We start from the raw sequence: 17,362 nt of genomic DNA on the forward strand, positions 1-17,362 counted from the left end.
TGGGATATAGCGTCTAGTCTTCAGTGGGTCACGATACGAAGAAGCCGGATCTCCTCCTTGTGTCTCCTCCTGCTTAATGCATGATAAACAGCCAAAAAACGGCAGCGAGAACAAAACGGTAGATCGCAAAATGAGTAAGCCTTATCTTCTGTATGAGCTTCATGAAGGCCAAGACGACAAAATAAGCGACAACAAACGAAACGATAAATCCGGCAAGAAATACACCGGTCGTATCTAAAGTAAAATATCGATAAGAATCCAGCAATTCATATCCGGATGCAGCACACATAATGGGAATTGCGATAATAAACGAGAAGTCGGCCGATGCCTTATAGCTCACACCGCTAAGCATCCCCCCGGAGATGGTGGATCCCGAACGGGAAAAGCCCGGCCATAATACGGATATGATCTGGTAGACGCCAATCTGAAAGGCCTGTTTATATGTCAAGTCATCCAAATCATGCGATGTCACTTGAACTTTATGTTTATTGTACCATTCTGCAAAAATCATAAAAATACCACCGGCAACGAGGGCAAACAACACCGTCTGTGCATGGAACAGGCTCTTGATGAAATCCCTCGCAAAAAAAGCAACCAGCAGGGCCGGCGCAATCCCCAAAAAGATATGAATCAAATTCAATCGTCTTCGAGGCATCTTCTTGGTCAATGGTTCACTTCGGCTCCAGCCGAGCAGGTTCAAAATCCGATTCCAATAAACAATCGCGATCGCCATAATAGCGCCAAGCTGAATAACAACCTCAAACGTCTTCATGATCGGAGTTTGATCGTCGTAACCGAGCACCTTAGCCGTCAAGATCATATGGCCTGTGGAAGACACCGGGATGAATTCGGTCAGTCCTTCCACAATCCCCAGTATAATGGATGTGATAAAATCCATGATCCTTCCCCTCCTTACCTTTGTCCTCCTCATATGTATGCTCGGCCAAAGGAAGTTAGTCGGGGATTGTCAGGATATCCAGCGTGGAATCATGGACTCTTCAATCGAACCGGGCCTCGAAAGCTCACTTCGCAGCAAGTCTCTAATAAACTCCGGCAGCATATATACCGTATCCTTACCAAGTGACAATGACTCATATCCGATTTTGAAAGTGAACATGTCGAGTGTTCCCACCTTGTATTCTCGCTGCGGCTCTAGCGGTTGTCCCTTCATGGAGATATGCGTGATCTTGCGATAAGGCTCTCCGTTCTTGTCATAGTGAATCTTCAATCCATCGACAGCCAGGCCGCCTAATATATAACCGCGGAAGCCAAAGCCCAGTATCTTCTTCCCGCTGAACTCCTGGAGCAGGCTCTCCTCAAGTGCTTGATAAATATGTTCTCCGCGCAGCTTCACTACGCAGGGATTAATCGGGGACGGGCACAGGCCATGCAGCATACCGGTGCTGATCTCGCCCTCCGGCAGCGGTCCGAGCAGCTGCCCCGAGTTCACGATAGCAAAATCGGCATCCGTGTGCTGCAGCACTGCCTGAGCCAGCAGGTTCGCAAACGGCGACTCCTCCTCATAGTGAATGGACAGACTACGGTCAATAACGGCTACGGCCTCCGTTAATTTCTCCCTTGCCAGCTCATGGTGTTTCATGATCGCCTGCTCTACGATGGGTTCCATCAAGTTTTTATCCACGGGCAGCAGACTTCCCTCAATAAAGGTAAAGCGATCTTCTGCATGACCGCGCTGCATGACGAGGCGACCTACGTATTGTCCGAACTTGCCTGCACCGCACACGGCAGTCTTCCCAATCATTAGGGGCTCCTCAAGGATATGGTGGGTATGACCGCCAAGAATAACATCAATCCCCTCAACATTTTCTGCTAATCTTTTATCAATCGTTAGTCCTAAATGGGATAAAACGATCATAATATCACACTGGCCCTGAAGAACTCGCACTTGCTCAGCAATAGCCTGCACCGGATCTCCGGCTTCCCAGCCTAACAATTGATAAAATCCTGCAAAAGCAGCCGTTGCGCCGGTGAGCCCGATTCGAATGCCTTCTCGTTCCAGGATCACATGCGGCTTCATCCATGAAGGAGGATTACCGCTCTTTGTCTCGCTTATGTTGCAGCACACAACGGGACACTGCAGTCCGGCGTATACACTCTCCAGAACATCATACGAAATCGTGAGCCCTTCGTTATTGCCAATCGTGATGGCGTCGTATCCTGTCAAATTAATGACATCCACATTGGCTTGGCCCATCGTGCCTTCGGTTTCCACCGATGCCCGGTCCATATGATCACCGATATCCAGCACAATTGCCTTATCACCGGCAACCGCCTTTTCCCGGGAAATAAGTGCCGCCACATTACTCATCATTTCAAAATGGCTGTGAATATCGTTGGTATACAATATCGTCAGCTTCTGCTTGTTGCTCCCTAACCCCATCTGGCGGCCCCCTCCCCATGTTCGTTATTCCATAATTTCCGGTCTTACAAGCATAACATTTTAGCGAAGAATATGGTATATTGTAGCCCATAAGAATTACGAGGTGATGAAGAATGTCAACAACCATTTCCATATTATTATTTGCAGGATTAGCTGATCGAATCGGCACAGCTTCACTTACATTCAACGTGCCGGGCTTTCCCCTTACAGCCGGGGAATTGAAGCAGCTTCTTAGTGAGGCTTATCCTGATGTCCAGCCCCAGATTGCCACGGCTTTCGTCGCGGTCAATCAAGAGTATGCGCTATCGGATCAGCTTATTCAAAGCGGTGACGAGGTAGCTCTGATTCCACCTGTGTCCGGTGGTGACGGAACCGCCCCGCAAGACTCCGGATCCAGGTCCTCGGCAGATGGGCAGTGCTCTATATCCTACGACCAGCTGTCCGTAGAAGCGACCATTGCCAAAGTTCATCATGATAATCATGGAGCAACGCTCTCCTTTGTAGGTACAACACGAGAGATGACCGGCCAGATGCGAACGGTTACGCTGGAGTATGAAGCATATATCCCGATGGCGCTAAAAGAGATGCAGCAAATTTGCGCTGACATTCTTCGACAATGGCCCGGCACACAATGTGCGATTTCCCATCGTATCGGTACGGTCGGTATTGGTGAAACTAGTGTGGTTATCGCTGTATCCTCCCCGCATCGGAATGCATGTTATGAGGCCAGCCGTTATGCCATCGAACAATTGAAGCGATCCGTTCCAATCTGGAAAAAGGAGGTCTGGGACGATGGTTCGGAATGGAAAGGACCGCAGACCGGACCCTGGGACCCAACCGTTAGGCAATAAGTCATGATTACACATTGTAAAACCATAATTTTCTTGCTAAGATAGTTTTGATCTTTTTACTTATATAAGGGCAAGAGGTGCAATGATTTGAGAGTACATGTCACGGACCTGATACCCGGTGATCAAATGCAGGATGATACTTACAACACAAACGGCGTTCATGTTCTACAAAAAGGGACTACCCTTCGTTCAGAGGATATATCCAAGCTATTGCAGCACGGTATCGATTACATAGAAATAAACCCACGCGCACTGTCCGTATCCCTCGATTCATCATCTGAAATTTCAGATTCATACAACAAGGTTAAACCCCATTTCAATCTTGCATTTGACGGGTGCTCCACCTTATTTACCGAAGCGTCACAAACCGGTAAATTCAATGAGTCCGTTGTGGACGATGTTTTCAAACCCTTAGTCGGCTCTCTGAATGAGCATACGGACGTGGTCTCCTTGCTTCTGCTTTTTAATGGTAAAGACGATTATACCTACAGGCACTCCATTCAAGTAGGAATGTTATCGTACTATATCGCGGATTGGATGGGTTACTCCGACAAGGAAGCTTATGAAATCGGCAAAGCGGGCTATCTCCATGATATCGGCAAAAGCAAGATTCCAAGGAATATACTGGACAAGCCAGGGAAGCTGACTTCTGAAGAATATGAGGAAGTGAAGCTGCATACCATCTATGGTTACGAGATGATCTCCGAATCCATGGAAGATAAGGTCACCGCTATGGTCGCACTCCAGCACCATGAACGGGATGACGCTTCCGGCTATCCGCGAGCGCTCCGTGCAGACCAGATTCATCCATACTCTCATATTTGCGCTGTAGCCGATGTATATAGCGCGATGACAACGAACCGGGTCTATCAATCCAAGCAGCAGCTATTAACCGTACTTCGGGAGCTGTATCGTCTTAGTTTCGGTAAGCTGAACGGCAAGCCAACGCATGCCTTCATCCAGCAGATGCTGCCGAATTTTATCGGTAAAAAGGTTCTGCTGACGACCGGCGAATCCGGCAATATCGTCATGAACAATCCTTCGGATTACTTCCGTCCGCTCGTGAAGACTGAGGATCGATTCATCGACCTTTCCAAGGAATATAATACCGAGATTCAAGAGATTCTTCTGTAACCGGCATTTTCGCCTAAGACCCCTTATAAATAGCCCATATAACCGTCAGACTGTATGCTGGCGGTTTTTTCGTTCGCTTTTGTGACATTTCTCACATCCCCTCACTCTTGATTTCTGGCAAAATAAAAGGTGTATCCTATCGAGACGAGCTCACGCAACTATAAAGGTCACAATGAATCAACATAATATAAACAATCCAAGCATCCCCAGCATAAAAAAGGGGCAAACCACTCGTGCCCGAGTGATTTGCCCCCTGTGTATATAAGAACTATTTAGCCGATACTTCCTTCCATCTCGAACTTGATGAGTCGATTCATCTCAACGGCATACTCCATCGGAAGTTCTTTGGTGAATGGCTCGATGAAGCCCATAACGATCATTTGCGTAGCTTCAGACTGGCTAAGGCCACGACTCATGAGGTAGAACAATTGTTCCTCGGACACCTTGGATACGGTCGCTTCATGCTCCAGCGTAATGTTGTCATTCTTGATCTCGTTGTAAGGAATCGTATCAGACGTCGATTCATTATCGAGGATGAGTGTATCACACTGGATGTTGGCCTTCGCGCCTTCTGCATTGCGGCCGAAGGAAGCCAGTCCACGGTACGTTACTTTACCGCCATGCTTACTGATGGACTTGGATACGATGGTAGAAGTCGTGTCCGGTGCCAAGTGAATCATTTTGGCTCCTGCATCCTGATGCTGGCCTTTGCCTGCTACAGCGATGGACAATACCATCCCTTTTGCACCGCGACCCTTCAGAATAACGGCAGGATATTTCATTGTCAGCTTGGAACCGATGTTGCCGTCAACCCATTCCATTGTTGCATTCTCTTCAGCAACGGCACGCTTGGTCACGAGGTTGTAGATGTTCGGCGCCCAGTTCTGAATGGTTGTATAACGAACGCGCGCATTCTTTTTACAGATGATCTCGACCACCGCACTGTGAAGCGAGTTCGTGCTGTAGATTGGCGCTGTACATCCTTCTACGTAGTGCACGAAGCTGTCCTCGTCCGCAATGATCAGCGTACGTTCGAATTGGCCCATGTTCTCGGAGTTGATTCGGAAATACGCTTGCAGCGGAATTTCACATTTCACGCCTTTTGGAACATAGATGAAGCTTCCGCCAGACCATACGGCACTGTTCAGTGCAGCAAATTTGTTATCCGTTGGAGGCACCACTGTTGCAAAGTATTCTCTCAAGATCTCAGGATGCTCTCTGAGAGCTGTATCGGTATCCATGAAGATAACGCCTTGATCCTCAAGATCCTTTTGCATGTTATGGTAAACAACTTCGGATTCGTACTGTGCGGATACACCCGCAAGGAACTTCTGCTCTGCTTCCGGAATACCCAATTTATCAAAGGTTTCCTTGATCTCAGTAGGAACTTCCTCCCAAGTCTTGCCTTGCTTGTCGGAAGGTCTTACATAGTACTGGATATCGTTGAAATCCAGCTCGTCGAGATCGCCGCCCCAGCGAGGCATTGGCATTTTCTCGAACTGCTCCAGTGATTTCAAACGGAATTCCAGCATCCATTCCGGCTCGTTCTTGATTTTGGAAATTTCCGTTACGACTTCACGCGTCAAACCTTTGCCAGTTTGAAAAATAGCTTTGTGCTCGTCACGGAAACCATATTTATATTCTCCAATTTCTGGTGCTTTTTTAGCCATTTAACTTACCTCCCTATCGATCTATTGATTCACTTACTTCGCGTCTATTCCTTTTCGGAGTGCGTTCCACGCAAGAGTTGCGCATTTAATGCGTGCAGGAAACTTGTTAACACCGGATAGGGCTTCAATATCCTCGTACTCGTCAAAATCTACAGCCTCGCCTTTCATAAGGGAGGAGAACCGATCCGCCAGACTGATCGCTTCACCCAGCGTTCTGCCTTTTACAGCGTCCGTCATCATCGAAGCGGAAGACATGCTGATGGAGCAGCCTTCCCCTGTATATTTGGCATCGGCTACTACGCCGTTCTCTACCTTAAGCTGCAAGGAAATGCGATCTCCGCAAGTCGGATTGTTCAAATCGATGGTTACCGTATCGTCTTCAAACTTACCGCGATTGCGGGGGTTCTTATAATGATCCATGATGACACGTCTGTACAAATCGTCAAGTTGCATCGCCAAAATACTCCTTTGTCTGGATTAAGGCGCTAACTAATCGATCAACGTCCTCTTCTGTATTATACAGATAAAAGCTCGCGCGTGCCGTAGAGGATACTTTTAACCAACGCATAAGCGGTTGACAGCAATGATGTCCTGCACGAATCGCAATCCCCTGTGCATCCAGCACGGTTGCCACGTCATGCGGGTGAACGTCGCCAAGGTTAAATGTAACGAGGCCTACTTTACGCTCACGGGGACCGTAAATGGAAATGCCCTCGATCTCGGAGAGGCGGTTCATGGCGTAAGCCGCAAGCTGCGATTCATGCTGCTCGATGGCATCCATTCCGATTTCCTTCAGGAAATCGATGGCAGCGCCCAAACCGACAGCCCCTGCAATGATAGGCGTCCCTCCCTCAAACTTCCAAGGGAGCTCCTTCCAGTTCGACTCGTACAATCCAACATCATTGATCATTTCTCCGCCGAATTCGATCGGCTCCATTGATTCCAGCAGCGCCTTCTTGCCGTATAATGCGCCGATACCTGTTGGAGCGCACATCTTATGGCCGGACAAAGCGTAGAAATCGCAATCCAAGTCCTGGACGTCCACTTTCATATGCGGTGTGCTTTGCGCACCATCCACCACAATGACGGCACCGTGGCGGTGCGCGATTTCCGCCATTTGTTTCACGGGATGTACAACGCCCATCACGTTGGATACGTAAGCGATGGCTACAACCTTGGTCCGTTCGGTAACGAGTGCCTCTACATCTTCGACACGGATCGTGCCGTCAGGCTGCAGAGGAATATATTTCAGCGTAGCGCCAACGGCAATAGCCGCCTGCTGCCACGGTATGAGATTACTGTGATGCTCCATTTCCGTCAGGACAATTTCATCCCCAGGACCGCAAACAGAGCGCGCGTAGGACGAAGCTACCAGATTCAGGGCCGTCGTCGTACCGCGGGTGAAAATAATTTGCTCCGAACTCTCGGCATTAATAAAACGGGCAACCTTCTCCCTGGCTCCTTCATAAGCATCAGTAGCACGGCTGCCGAGTGTATGAACCCCGCGGTGTACATTGGAGTTCTCCCACTCGTAGTACCGCTTGATAGCATCTATGACCACCTGCGGCTTTTGCGATGTCGCGGCATTGTCGAGATATACCAGCGGATGTCCGTTGATCTCCTGATGAAGAATGGGAAATTGCTCACGGACAGAGGCGATCATTGTCCCAGCTTCCTTTCAACGAGCCCCTGCAGTTGGTCGCGAAGTCCCTCAAGCGGAATTTCGCTGACTACCGGAGCCAGGAAGCCGTATATAATCAAGGATTCTGCCACGGTACGCGAAATACCACGGGACATCAGGTAGTAAATTTGCTCCTGATTCACTTGTCCTACGGACGCTGCGTGTCCGGCTGTTACATCATCCTCGTCAATCAACAGAATCGGGTTCGCGTCGCCGCGAGCTTTCGGGCTGAGCATCAACACGCGCTCGGTCTGTTGTCCGTCCGCCTTCGTTGCACCCTTCTCGATCTTGGTAATTCCGTTGATGATGGCTTGTGCCTCTTCGCGCATGACTGCACGGGTGATCATCTGGGATTCGGAGCTCTTGCCATAATGCTTCGCTCGCGTGGTGTAGTTGAGCTTCTGGGATCCGGAACCTACCGCGATGACTTTTGCATCAGATGTCGAGCCGTTGCCCTTTAGGATACTCATGGTATCGCTAGCTGTATCGCCATTGTTCATCTCACCAACGATCCACTCGATCGAAGCATCATTGTCCAGCATCGCACGACGGAATGTAACATCGGTTACTTCCCCAGCCAATTGGTGAACGGAAGCATAACGCACCTTTGCGCCATTGTTGGCGAATACTTCCACCGCTCCGTTATGGGTCAACGGTGCTGCCAGAGAATCCGATACGTAGTTGTCTACATAAGTGATCTGACTGTTCGCTTCAGCTACGATCAGCACATGCGGAGCAAATGTTGCTTCGGCATCATCCGTCAGCATCACCGCCTGCAGAGGTACATCGACCTCCACATTCTTAGGAACATAGAGGAACACCCCGCCGTTCCATACGGCAGCATGCAGAGCGGCCATCGAATGCTCGTCATTCTTAAGCGCTTGATGCAGATAAGGTTTAACCAAATCCGCGTGTTCTTTAACCGCTGTTTCCAAATCGGTGAAAATCACGCCTTTGGCGGCAAGTTCCGGAGCCAGACTTACATATACGGTTCCCGAGTTGCGTTGAATAACCAAGCCGCCTTCTCTTGAACCTTCGACAAGTTTGGCTACCTGTTCTGGCAATTCGTCAAGGGAAGCAAGTTTGTTGCTCTCTTTATATTCACCATAGCTTTGGATGTTCCAGCGCTCGATGCGTTGTTTCTCCAGCTTGGGCAGTTCCAACTGGCCAGCCAGTTCCAGGGAAGCCAGACGGCTGTCTGTCAGCCAGGCCGGTTCCTGTTTACTTTCGGACAATGCCTTCAGAGCCTCAGCGTTGACCGGAAGAATGGTTTGTGTAGTCATATCGTTTCCTCCTCCCGTCTATTTACGCGTCTTGACCTACAGTTTCATCAGTAATGCCCAGCTCTTCCTTAATCCAGTCATAACCTTCTGCCTCCAGGCGCTGTGCCAGTTCAGGACCGCCGGATTTTACGATGCGTCCTTGCATCATCACGTGAACGTAATCTGGAGTGATATAGTTAAGCAAACGCTGATAGTGGGTAATAATCAAGAAACCGCGTTCTTCGGATTTCATGGCATTTACACCGTTCGCTACAATTCTTAAAGCATCGATATCAAGACCGGAGTCGATTTCGTCAAGCACAACGATTTTCGGATCCAGCATCATCATTTGCAGGATTTCGTTACGTTTCTTCTCACCGCCGGAGAAGCCTTCGTTCAGGTAACGGTGAGCGAACTCAGGATTCATCTCAAGCTCCTTCATTTTGCCTTCCATTTGACGAATGAACTTGATCAGGGAAATCTCATTGCCTTCACCGCGGCGTGCGTTGATGGAACTGCGCAGGAAGTCGGAGTTCGTAACGCCGGCGATTTCGCTCGGATATTGCATGGCCAGGAACAGACCTGCGAGTGCGCGCTCGTCAACTTCCATCTCCAGCACGTCTTCATCGTTAAGCAATACTTTACCTTCTGTAACTTCATATTTAGGATGCCCCATCAACGCGGAAGCCAAAGTACTTTTGCCTGTACCGTTTGGTCCCATGATGGCATGAACTTCTCCGCCCTTCATCTCAAGGTTGATACCTTTAAGGATCTCCTTGCCTTCGATTGTTGCTTTCAATCCTTCAATGACAAACTTGGTTGACATATTAGATTCCCTCCGTTGAATAGGTAGTGTATTGTTGTCCTATATGATAACAGGATTGGACGCCCTGATTTCATAAAACAAAAAATAATTCTTTATTTATAATCATTCTAAACTGATTATCAATGATTCTCAAGCCATTTTATAATAAAATATGACGTATTTCAACCGGACAAGCGTTTTGCAGACAACATTCAGACAACCGTAACAATTAAAAAACAGGCATGACCGATAGACCGGCCAAGCCTGTTTCGTTCAACCTGTTCCCCTTCATATTTGCTAATGCTCCTGAGAATCATTACGGCATCCGGCACCGGCGTTTATCGCGCGTTGACAGACGGTGCTCAGGTCAACATCATGAGCTAAGGCACACGGCACGGTAACCGGCACCCTTAGCTCTTGCAAATACAAGGAAAGAATAGGCATCATTCTGTTGTATTCACGCTTTATCCAAGGAACGAACGCAGCATCCACATATGCTTCTCAAGATCAGCCTTAAACCCGGTGAACATGTCCGCTGTTGGCGCATCTCCGGCTTCCTCAGCCATTTCGATACCTTCCGCCAGCTCCTCGGATACGGTTGCAAAGTCCTCAATCAAGGCTTGCACCATGCCGCGGGTATCCTCGTTGCCCGAAGCCTCCTGTACTGTCGCAAGTTCCAAATATTCTTTCATCGTTGCAGCAGGTTTGCCTTTAATCGAGAGCAAGCGCTCCGCAACCTCATCCATTTTAAGTGTAACTTCGTCATACAGTTCTTCGAATTTAACATGAAGGGAGTAGAATTGCTCTCCGGTTACATACCAGTGATAATTGTGGAGTTTGACATAGAGCACGTTGAAGTTCGCAACCTGCTGATTCAACAATTGCTCCAGACTTGCGTTCTTCGTTTTTCCTGCAGCTTTGCCAGATGTAGTTTTTGCCATGGTTAATCCCTTCCTTTTCTATATTGAAATGCACCCTGTACTGCGTCAAAGGAACATTCGGCAGAGCGGTGTATACCCATTGTAACTGGTACCATCTGCTAATGCTATTCCTTCCTTAATATATGAGTACATCCTGTGCTTGGGCGTCTATTTGTAGTTTACCCTTAGGACTACGAAGCGAATCAGATTCGCAAACCTTTGTCTTGCCAAAAAATTATACAAAATTCGCGAAAAAACGTTATACTAGGTAATACCAAGCAAAAAAGTTGGCTTTGTTTTCTTCTATTATATTTGGGGGTGACCATCCATGTCTGCATATCATCCGCTGAACGCGGAAGAAGCTATACAATTAGCTAAAAGTATACCGGGCCGGTTCCCGGACCATGCCCAGCTCGAATGCCGCGAAATCGGCGACGGCAATCTCAATCTGGTGTTTCATGTCACCGCCAAAAATACAACTGATAGTATCATTATCAAGCAAGCTGTTCCTTATGCAAAAGTTGTAGGCGAATCCTGGCCGCTGTCTCTCGACCGGGCCCGCATCGAACGTCTGGCGCTGGAGACAGAGTACTCCATTTGCCCCGACCTCGTGCCCAAAGTATACGGTTATTCGGATGAGCTCGCCTACACGGTAATGGAAGACTTGAGCGAGTATACCATCATGCGCACAGGCCTGATCGAAGGCAATGCCTATCCGAAGTTCGCAGAGCATATTGGCCGCTTCATGGCCAGAACCCTGTTCTACACGTCGGATCTCGGGATGAACCAACAGAAGAAGAAGGAACTTGCCGGCCGCTTTGTCAATCCGGATTTATGCAAAATCACCGAAGATTTAATCTTCGAAGATCCATACCGCGAATCCACCAATAACAATTATGCGCAGAGCATCGCCGATGAAGCCGAAGCCCTCCGTGCCGACCTGCCGCTTCATTTTGAAGTCGCGCTGCTTCGGGAGAAGTTTCTGACTCACGCACAGGCTCTGCTGCACGGGGATCTGCATACAGGCAGCATCTTCGTCACGCCGGAATCGACCAAGGTCATCGACCCGGAATTCGCTTATTTCGGCCCGATGGGATTCGATATCGGTGCGGTCATCGGCAATCTGCTGCTCAACTATGCGGCGCAGCCGGGCTGGAGTCAGGACGAGCATACGATGGCGGCCCGGGAAGCCAGACTCCTCGAGATGGCAAGCGACGTGTGGACCCACTTCGAGAACAACTTCCGCATGCTGTGGAACGATGATCTCTTGGACGAAATGTCCCGAACACCAGGTTATCAGGACCATTATGTATCACAGATTTTGAAGGACACCGCAGGATTCGCAGGCTGTAAAATGATCCGGCGCATCGTCGGATTGTCCCATGTTGCGGACATTGACACCATAGCCGATGATAAAGCCAGAGAAGCTGCGCAGCGCAAAGCGCTTGCTATCGGCAAAAATCTCGTGCGTCATCATCGCAGCATCAAGTCCTTTGAGGACATTTTTACTTTGATCACACAAGCAACTACAGGAAATGAGGTATCGATATGAGCGGTATGACTACCGGCAATGCCAGCACCTATGAACCGCTAAGCTCGGTTTATTGGGGGGGAGACCATCTGGTCCTGCTGGACCAGCGATTGCTCCCGGAAGAGATTGTCTATCTTCAGCTCTTCACACCGGAGGAAGTCTGGGAAGGCATTCACTCCATGAAAGTCCGCGGCGCGCCGGCTATCGGCATCGCGGCAGCATTCGGTGCGGTCCTTGGCGGCATGCAGGTTGAAGCCAACGATAACGAGGGATGGCTGCAGCAAGTCGTAAAAACTTGCGCTTATCTCGCCACTTCCAGACCGACGGCCGTCAATCTGTTCTGGGCGCTGGACCGTATCAAGCTTGCGGCTGAGAAGCTGGCAGAATCGAAACTGGATACGGCCGGACTGAATGCATCGCTGCTCGCCGAAGCCGAGGCTATTCGGGCCGAGGATGAGGAGGTATGCCGCCGCATCGGCGAAAACGCGCTGCCGTTCTTCAAAGACGGTATGGGTGTGCTTACCCACTGCAACGCGGGCGGACTGGCGACTGCCAAGTACGGGACCGCACTGGCACCAATGTACCTCGCTCATGAGCAAGGGATGAACATCAAGGTGTTCGCGGATGAGACAAGACCTGTCCTGCAAGGCGCGCGTTTAACTGCATTTGAACTCCAGCAGGCGGGGATCGACGTGACACTGCTGGCGGATAACATGGCCGCCATGGTCATGTCCAAAGGGTGGATACAAGCGGTGATCGTCGGTACGGATCGCGTTGCTGCAAACGGCGATGTCGCCAACAAGATAGGTACGTATGGGGTTGCGGTACTGGCTAAAGCCCACGGCATTCCTTTCTATGTGGCGTGCCCGCTGTCGACGATTGATCTGAATACGAAGACAGGCGCCGATATTCCGATCGAGGAGCGGCCAGCGGAAGAGATCACGGAAGGTTTCGGCAAGCGCACAGCGCCGCAAGGCGTAAAAGTGTACAACCCTGCCTTCGACATTACGCCGAATGAATATGTGACAGCGATCATTACGGAAAAAGGCGTTGTGCAGGCTCCTTATCATGAGAGCTTAAAAAGCTTGTTCGAATAGCCGCTATATCCGAATGTTTTATGGCATCATAAAACGGACAAACGGCCCTCCAGCCGTATTGTCCGTTTTTTTGCAATTGCATGTTAGTGCATTTGAAGTTAATACTTTCTTATCTCTAAAAAAAGAGCGATCCGCACGGGAATCACTCTTGTAACGTAAGCCATATATGACTCATAACATGCGCAGGATCGCATCCTTGCCAGCCAAGCCAGGATGAATGCCCCATTTCTCCGCCTCCAGAGTTACCGATTCCAGCGGCGCCTCCAGCAGCTGCTCCAATGTGCGAACCCCTACGGCTCTTCCTGCGATAATCTTGCGGTCCGCAAGCTTTTCGTTAAGAAGGCCCACATCGAGTGCACCGCACATAATATAGCCGCGGGAAGTGTATACGGCCAGCAGCGTTGTTTTCGGAAGCTGTACCTCGACGCCCATAACAGTATGTCCTTCAATATCGATCGGCAGTAAAGTCACCAATATCAACAAACCTCCCCTCATGTCGGCTTAGAAATATGTTTATTCTTTTGGAACCGACATGGTGCGAATGTCTCTGATATTATGCATTCCAACCTACGTATATGGTGCGAATGACTCGCAAGTCAATAGAATAAAGATGAAATACATATGACATTAGGACTATTAATATTCGAAAATTATGGTATATTTGATTCAGTAGAAAACATGTGAAAGCTGGTGAATGATAAAAGCTATGAACACAATTCCTGACACCGATGATAACGGCTTTTTATTCAACGTTGATATTCTGGTCAAGAGTTCCTCCAACGCACTGGCTTTGCAATATTTGCTGGAAATGCTGAACGACAAGGCTGAAGTCGTTGATTTCCGGGTTAAATCCGGAATGGAACTTGGAGAAATTATCAACACCTTGGTTCAAGCCAAGAAAGATTCCGTTATTAACAAAGCCTCCGGGAAGATGGCTTCTGCCGCTTCTCAGAAAGAGAAACCTGCGCCACCTGTGCCACCTGCGGCTTCCTCGCCGGAAAAAAAGATCGCTGCAAGCGTACCCCCTGTCCAAACTCCACTCCCGGGAAGTGATCCTTTCGAATGGATTAAAGTATACAGTAAGGACAATCGCCTTGTTCGCCTGACAACCAACCGCCACGGTAAGCAGACAAGTCTGCCCTGCCGGATTCTCAACTATGATGAAAGCAATTTCCTGGTCAACGTTTATCATGTCGATGAGAAACAGGTGTATACCTTCAAGCTCAATGAAATTGACGAGTTCAGCGTCAGCTGAGTTGGTATCACATCAAGCGGAATCCATTTAAAAAAACGGCTTCGCCGCCCCAGAAGAAGGGATCGGTAAAGCCGTCTTTTTTTAGAATCAAGTATTTTTTCGGGAGAGCGCCGAAGACATCAGCATCAGCCAGCCCACGATAAAGGAGACACCGCCGATCGGCGTGATCGCCCCAAGCCACTTGATGCCGGATATACTTAACACGTAGAGACTTCCGGAAAATATGACGGTTCCCGCGATGAATAAAGTCCCTGCCCAGAACAGCTTCCGGGATTCGCCCAGAACCTTCGCCACAATCCCCGCAATCAGCACCGCAAGTCCGTGAATCATATGATAATGAACTCCGGTCTCATAAATGGCAAGTTCGTCCGGCGTAATCTTATCCTTCAGCATATGGGCACCGAATGCCCCGATAGCGACAGACAATGCCATCAGGATCGAACCCCATGCAATGAATCTACGACTCATGCCTTTTCAACCCCTTTTGTCAGTGGACACCCGTGTCCTTATGTAATCAAATTAAGTTTAACGGATTCGAAGGAGCTTTTCCACCGGCATGAAAGCGCTTTGGACTTGATTTCAGGGCCGTTTTGTGAAAGATTAATAAGGATGTCTTTTTATTGAAGACCCACATGTACCTATTAGAGAATGAATTCTTAAGTTAGGAGCGATTAAACACATGGATCAACACTCACCTTCCTCCCCATCCGAGGACCAAGGTTCACCCAAACGACCTAAAACCACATTTATTCCACCCGAGGACAGAAAAAACTCTCGCTTCGGCATCGCCTCATTCATACTGTCGATCGTGACGCTGCTCGGGTATATTCTACTCGGCGCACTCGGCACAACGATGATCGAGCCTTACATGACAGAGAATGGACCGATCCTTGAGCCGACTCAGGAAACGCTGGAAGCGATGACCACGCTGGCGGCCGTGTTCATCCTCGTCATGGTCATTAATATCGTCGGCTTGGTGCTTGGCATTGTAGGCTGCTTCTCCAAAACGCGCAAGCGTGTCGTTGCCGTCATTGCAACCATCGTGAACGGTGTAGTCATTATCACCATCGGAGCCCTTTTCCTATTCGTATTAAGTGCTTAAGAAGCACCACTTCGAGACACTTGCCTGATTCATCTTTAGGTTAAGTGTCTTTTTCATGACAAACCCGGATTCATTACTCACATATCGCTCTTTCTCCCGAATATAATGAATTACTACAGCCGAAAAGACGGCAACCGAGTCAAGGCTACACTTGGGAGGTGACTGTCCATGCAAAATGAAGACGCTCTGTCGTTTGTCGTATCCCGTGAAGACTGGTCGCTGCACCGCAAAGGCTACCAGGATCAGGTACGTCATCAGCATAAAATCCGTGAAGTCATCAAACGCAACCTGCCCGACCTTATTACCGAGGAAAACATTATTCTGTCCGACGGAAAACAGATCATTAAAGTTCCGATCCGAAGCCTTGACGAATACCGTTTCATCTATAACTACCAAAAGCAAAAGCATGTCGGTCAGGGCGACGGTGACAGTCAGGTTGGGGACGTCCTTGGACGCGACCCTTCGTCAGCCCAGCCCGGTAAGGGGGAATCGGCCGGCGATCAGGCAGGGCAGGACATCGTGGAAACCGAGGTCAGCCTGGAAGAACTGGAGAACATGCTGTTTGAGGAACTGGAGCTCCCGCTGCTGCAGCCTAAGGATAAAGAGCAGATCGAGACAGAATCCATCGTTTTCAACGACATTCGCAAAAAGGGCATCATGTCCAACATTGACAAGAAGCGCACCATCCTGGAGAATTTGCGCCGCAATGCCAGAGACGGTAAACCCGGTATCCACGGCATCAGTCCGGACGACCTGCGCTACAAGACTTGGGACGATACCGTCATTCCGGAGTCCAATGCGGTTATTATCGCCATGATGGATACGTCCGGGTCCATGGGCTCCTTTGAGAAATACTGCGCGCGCAGCTTTTTCTTCTGGATGACCCGTTTCCTCCGCAAACAGTACGAGAAAGTAGAAATCGTGTTTATCGCCCACCATACCGAAGCAAAAGAAGTGACCGAGGAAGAGTTCTTCACACGAGGTGAAAGCGGCGGAACCATATGTTCATCCGCTTATCAGAAGGCGCTTGATATTATCCATCACCGTTATCCCCCTTCCCAATACAACATTTATCCCTTCCACTTCTCCGACGGCGATAATCTCACGTCCGACAATGAACGCTGCGTCAAACTCATCGGCGAGCTGCTGAAGGTAAGCAACATGTTCGGTTACGGTGAGGTCAATCAATACAATCGCAGCAGCACGCTGATGTCAGCCTATAAGAATATCAAGCTGGACCAATTCATGTACCATGTCATCAAAGACAAAGGGGAAGTCTACGAGGCACTCAAAACCTTTTTTCGTAAACGGCAAGGAGCCGCCATCTAATCCATATATTATATTATTTAAAGGAAAATCATGGATATTTAATCATTTAGATATTGAGGAGGTTGGGACCTCCTCTTTCTTATGGCCTGCTGCGATACGGCTAACAGACCGTTACCGAAGCATGGATAACAAGGGATGTAGACTTTTCCTTTTAAATGAAAAATATGTTTTATTATTGACATCTTAATGTAGCCGTAGCTTCACTTTTTTGTCACCTTCTGATTTTCCGGGAGTGATAGTATTAGCTATGACATCTTGTTGCAGGATATTACAGGATTCGATATGCGTCTCCTTAATTTAAAATATCCTCCTATAAAGGAAAGG

The 17,362-nt window shown here is 48.9% G+C and carries 17 protein-coding genes; 7 read left to right on the forward strand and 10 right to left on the reverse strand.

What is annotated here, in order from left to right; translation table 11 throughout:
• Positions 1-73 precede the first annotated feature (73 nt).
• Entirely contained in the window at positions 74-898 is an 825-nt protein-coding gene (locus J7E85_RS14960; protein WP_251035729.1) for an undecaprenyl-diphosphate phosphatase, read from the reverse strand.
• Between the two features lie 69 nt (positions 899-967).
• Positions 968-2,401 carry a bifunctional metallophosphatase/5'-nucleotidase gene (locus J7E85_RS14965; RefSeq protein ID WP_215159043.1) on the reverse strand — a complete coding sequence of 478 codons (1,434 nt, stop codon included), beginning with the start codon at positions 2,399-2,401 and terminating at the stop codon, positions 968-970.
• A gap of 113 nt (positions 2,402-2,514) precedes the next feature.
• Between J7E85_RS14965 and moaD the strand changes: the two genes are divergently transcribed.
• Positions 2,515-3,252 carry a molybdopterin converting factor subunit 1 gene (moaD, locus tag J7E85_RS14970; RefSeq protein ID WP_215159045.1) on the forward strand — a complete coding sequence of 246 codons (738 nt, stop codon included), beginning with the start codon at positions 2,515-2,517 and terminating at the stop codon, positions 3,250-3,252.
• 87 nt (positions 3,253-3,339) lie between these two features.
• Positions 3,340-4,386, forward strand: coding sequence for an HD-GYP domain-containing protein (locus tag J7E85_RS14975; RefSeq protein WP_215159047.1), 1,047 nt, complete (start codon positions 3,340-3,342; stop codon positions 4,384-4,386).
• A gap of 272 nt (positions 4,387-4,658) precedes the next feature.
• Here the strand turns inward: J7E85_RS14975 and sufB are convergent, their stop codons facing one another.
• The 6 genes from sufB to J7E85_RS15005 all read right to left on the reverse strand — a co-directional run bounded on the left by sufB (position 4,659) and on the right by J7E85_RS15005 (position 10,745).
• The gene (sufB, locus tag J7E85_RS14980; protein ID WP_215159049.1) at positions 4,659-6,056 is read right to left on the reverse strand and encodes a Fe-S cluster assembly protein SufB; all 1,398 of its coding nucleotides are present in this window, start codon (positions 6,054-6,056) and stop codon (positions 4,659-4,661) included.
• A gap of 33 nt (positions 6,057-6,089) precedes the next feature.
• The gene (sufU, locus tag J7E85_RS14985) at positions 6,090-6,509 is read right to left on the reverse strand and encodes a Fe-S cluster assembly sulfur transfer protein SufU (RefSeq protein ID WP_215159051.1); all 420 of its coding nucleotides are present in this window, start codon (positions 6,507-6,509) and stop codon (positions 6,090-6,092) included.
• Positions 6,499-7,719: a cysteine desulfurase gene (locus J7E85_RS14990; RefSeq protein WP_215159053.1), complete on the reverse strand. Its 1,221-nt coding sequence runs from the start codon at positions 7,717-7,719 to the stop codon at positions 6,499-6,501. The genes sufU and J7E85_RS14990 overlap by 11 nt, the downstream gene beginning before the upstream one ends.
• The gene (gene sufD / locus J7E85_RS14995; protein ID WP_076324370.1) at positions 7,716-9,020 is read right to left on the reverse strand and encodes a Fe-S cluster assembly protein SufD; all 1,305 of its coding nucleotides are present in this window, start codon (positions 9,018-9,020) and stop codon (positions 7,716-7,718) included. The genes J7E85_RS14990 and sufD overlap by 4 nt, the downstream gene beginning before the upstream one ends.
• A gap of 22 nt (positions 9,021-9,042) precedes the next feature.
• A complete protein-coding gene (gene sufC / locus J7E85_RS15000; RefSeq protein ID WP_100538838.1) occupies positions 9,043-9,825 on the reverse strand; it encodes a Fe-S cluster assembly ATPase SufC in 783 nt (260 codons plus the stop codon).
• Between the two features lie 443 nt (positions 9,826-10,268).
• A complete protein-coding gene (locus J7E85_RS15005; protein ID WP_076324372.1) occupies positions 10,269-10,745 on the reverse strand; it encodes a Dps family protein in 477 nt (158 codons plus the stop codon).
• 307 nt (positions 10,746-11,052) lie between these two features.
• On the opposite strand from J7E85_RS15005, the gene mtnK reads away from it, so the two are divergent.
• Complete coding sequence (gene mtnK, locus J7E85_RS15010) at positions 11,053-12,276, forward strand: S-methyl-5-thioribose kinase (RefSeq protein ID WP_215159055.1); 1,224 nt, start codon at positions 11,053-11,055, stop codon at positions 12,274-12,276.
• A complete protein-coding gene (gene mtnA, locus J7E85_RS15015) occupies positions 12,273-13,352 on the forward strand; it encodes an S-methyl-5-thioribose-1-phosphate isomerase (protein ID WP_215159057.1) in 1,080 nt (359 codons plus the stop codon). The genes mtnK and mtnA overlap by 4 nt, the downstream gene beginning before the upstream one ends.
• A gap of 171 nt (positions 13,353-13,523) precedes the next feature.
• Here the strand turns inward: mtnA and J7E85_RS15020 are convergent, their stop codons facing one another.
• On the reverse strand, positions 13,524-13,826 hold the full coding sequence (locus J7E85_RS15020) for a YunC family protein (RefSeq protein ID WP_098748449.1): 303 nt from the start codon (positions 13,824-13,826) through the stop codon (positions 13,524-13,526).
• A gap of 232 nt (positions 13,827-14,058) precedes the next feature.
• Here J7E85_RS15020 and J7E85_RS15025 point away from each other — a divergent pair, with 232 nt between their 5' ends.
• The gene (locus J7E85_RS15025; protein WP_251035730.1) at positions 14,059-14,607 is read left to right on the forward strand and encodes a hypothetical protein; all 549 of its coding nucleotides are present in this window, start codon (positions 14,059-14,061) and stop codon (positions 14,605-14,607) included.
• 87 nt (positions 14,608-14,694) lie between these two features.
• On the opposite strand, the gene J7E85_RS15030 is transcribed toward J7E85_RS15025, so the two are convergent.
• Positions 14,695-15,075 carry a DUF423 domain-containing protein gene (locus J7E85_RS15030; RefSeq protein WP_215159061.1) on the reverse strand — a complete coding sequence of 127 codons (381 nt, stop codon included), beginning with the start codon at positions 15,073-15,075 and terminating at the stop codon, positions 14,695-14,697.
• Positions 15,076-15,286: 211 nt separating this feature from the next.
• On the opposite strand from J7E85_RS15030, the gene J7E85_RS15035 reads away from it, so the two are divergent.
• Entirely contained in the window at positions 15,287-15,709 is a 423-nt protein-coding gene (locus J7E85_RS15035) for a hypothetical protein (protein WP_215159063.1), read from the forward strand.
• Positions 15,710-15,877: 168 nt separating this feature from the next.
• Positions 15,878-17,038 (forward strand): sporulation protein YhbH, encoded by a 1,161-nt coding sequence (yhbH, locus tag J7E85_RS15040; RefSeq protein ID WP_076324379.1) that lies wholly within the window; start codon positions 15,878-15,880, stop codon positions 17,036-17,038.
• The last annotated feature ends 324 nt before the right edge of the window (positions 17,039-17,362 follow it).

It is taken from the genome of Paenibacillus sp. ISL-20, assembly GCF_018613005.1.
Classification (GTDB): Bacteria; Bacillota; Bacilli; order Paenibacillales; family Paenibacillaceae; genus Paenibacillus_AQ.

Excerpts from the sequence above, each read along its gene's own strand:
- yhbH (WP_076324379.1), top strand. The coding sequence starts at position 15,878 with ATGCAAAATGAAGACGCTCTGTCGTTTGTCGTATCCCGTGAAGACTGG.
- moaD (WP_215159045.1), top strand. The coding sequence starts at position 2,515 with ATGTCAACAACCATTTCCATATTATTATTTGCAGGATTAGCTGATCGA.
- mtnA (WP_215159057.1), top strand. The coding sequence starts at position 12,273 with ATGAGCGGTATGACTACCGGCAATGCCAGCACCTATGAACCGCTAAGC.
- sufC (WP_100538838.1), bottom strand. The coding sequence starts at position 9,825 with ATGTCAACCAAGTTTGTCATTGAAGGATTGAAAGCAACAATCGAAGGC.
- J7E85_RS15025 (WP_251035730.1), top strand. The coding sequence starts at position 14,059 with ATGAACACAATTCCTGACACCGATGATAACGGCTTTTTATTCAACGTT.
- sufD (WP_076324370.1), bottom strand. The coding sequence starts at position 9,020 with ATGACTACACAAACCATTCTTCCGGTCAACGCTGAGGCTCTGAAGGCA.
- J7E85_RS15035 (WP_215159063.1), top strand. The coding sequence starts at position 15,287 with ATGGATCAACACTCACCTTCCTCCCCATCCGAGGACCAAGGTTCACCC.
- J7E85_RS15030 (WP_215159061.1), bottom strand. The coding sequence starts at position 15,075 with ATGAGTCGTAGATTCATTGCATGGGGTTCGATCCTGATGGCATTGTCT.
- J7E85_RS14990 (WP_215159053.1), bottom strand. The coding sequence starts at position 7,719 with ATGATCGCCTCTGTCCGTGAGCAATTTCCCATTCTTCATCAGGAGATC.
- sufU (WP_215159051.1), bottom strand. The coding sequence starts at position 6,509 with ATGCAACTTGACGATTTGTACAGACGTGTCATCATGGATCATTATAAG.
- J7E85_RS14960 (WP_251035729.1), bottom strand. The coding sequence starts at position 898 with ATGGATTTTATCACATCCATTATACTGGGGATTGTGGAAGGACTGACC.
- J7E85_RS15005 (WP_076324372.1), bottom strand. The coding sequence starts at position 10,745 with ATGGCAAAAACTACATCTGGCAAAGCTGCAGGAAAAACGAAGAACGCA.
- mtnK (WP_215159055.1), top strand. The coding sequence starts at position 11,053 with ATGTCTGCATATCATCCGCTGAACGCGGAAGAAGCTATACAATTAGCT.
- sufB (WP_215159049.1), bottom strand. The coding sequence starts at position 6,056 with ATGGCTAAAAAAGCACCAGAAATTGGAGAATATAAATATGGTTTCCGT.
- J7E85_RS14965 (WP_215159043.1), bottom strand. The coding sequence starts at position 2,401 with ATGGGGTTAGGGAGCAACAAGCAGAAGCTGACGATATTGTATACCAAC.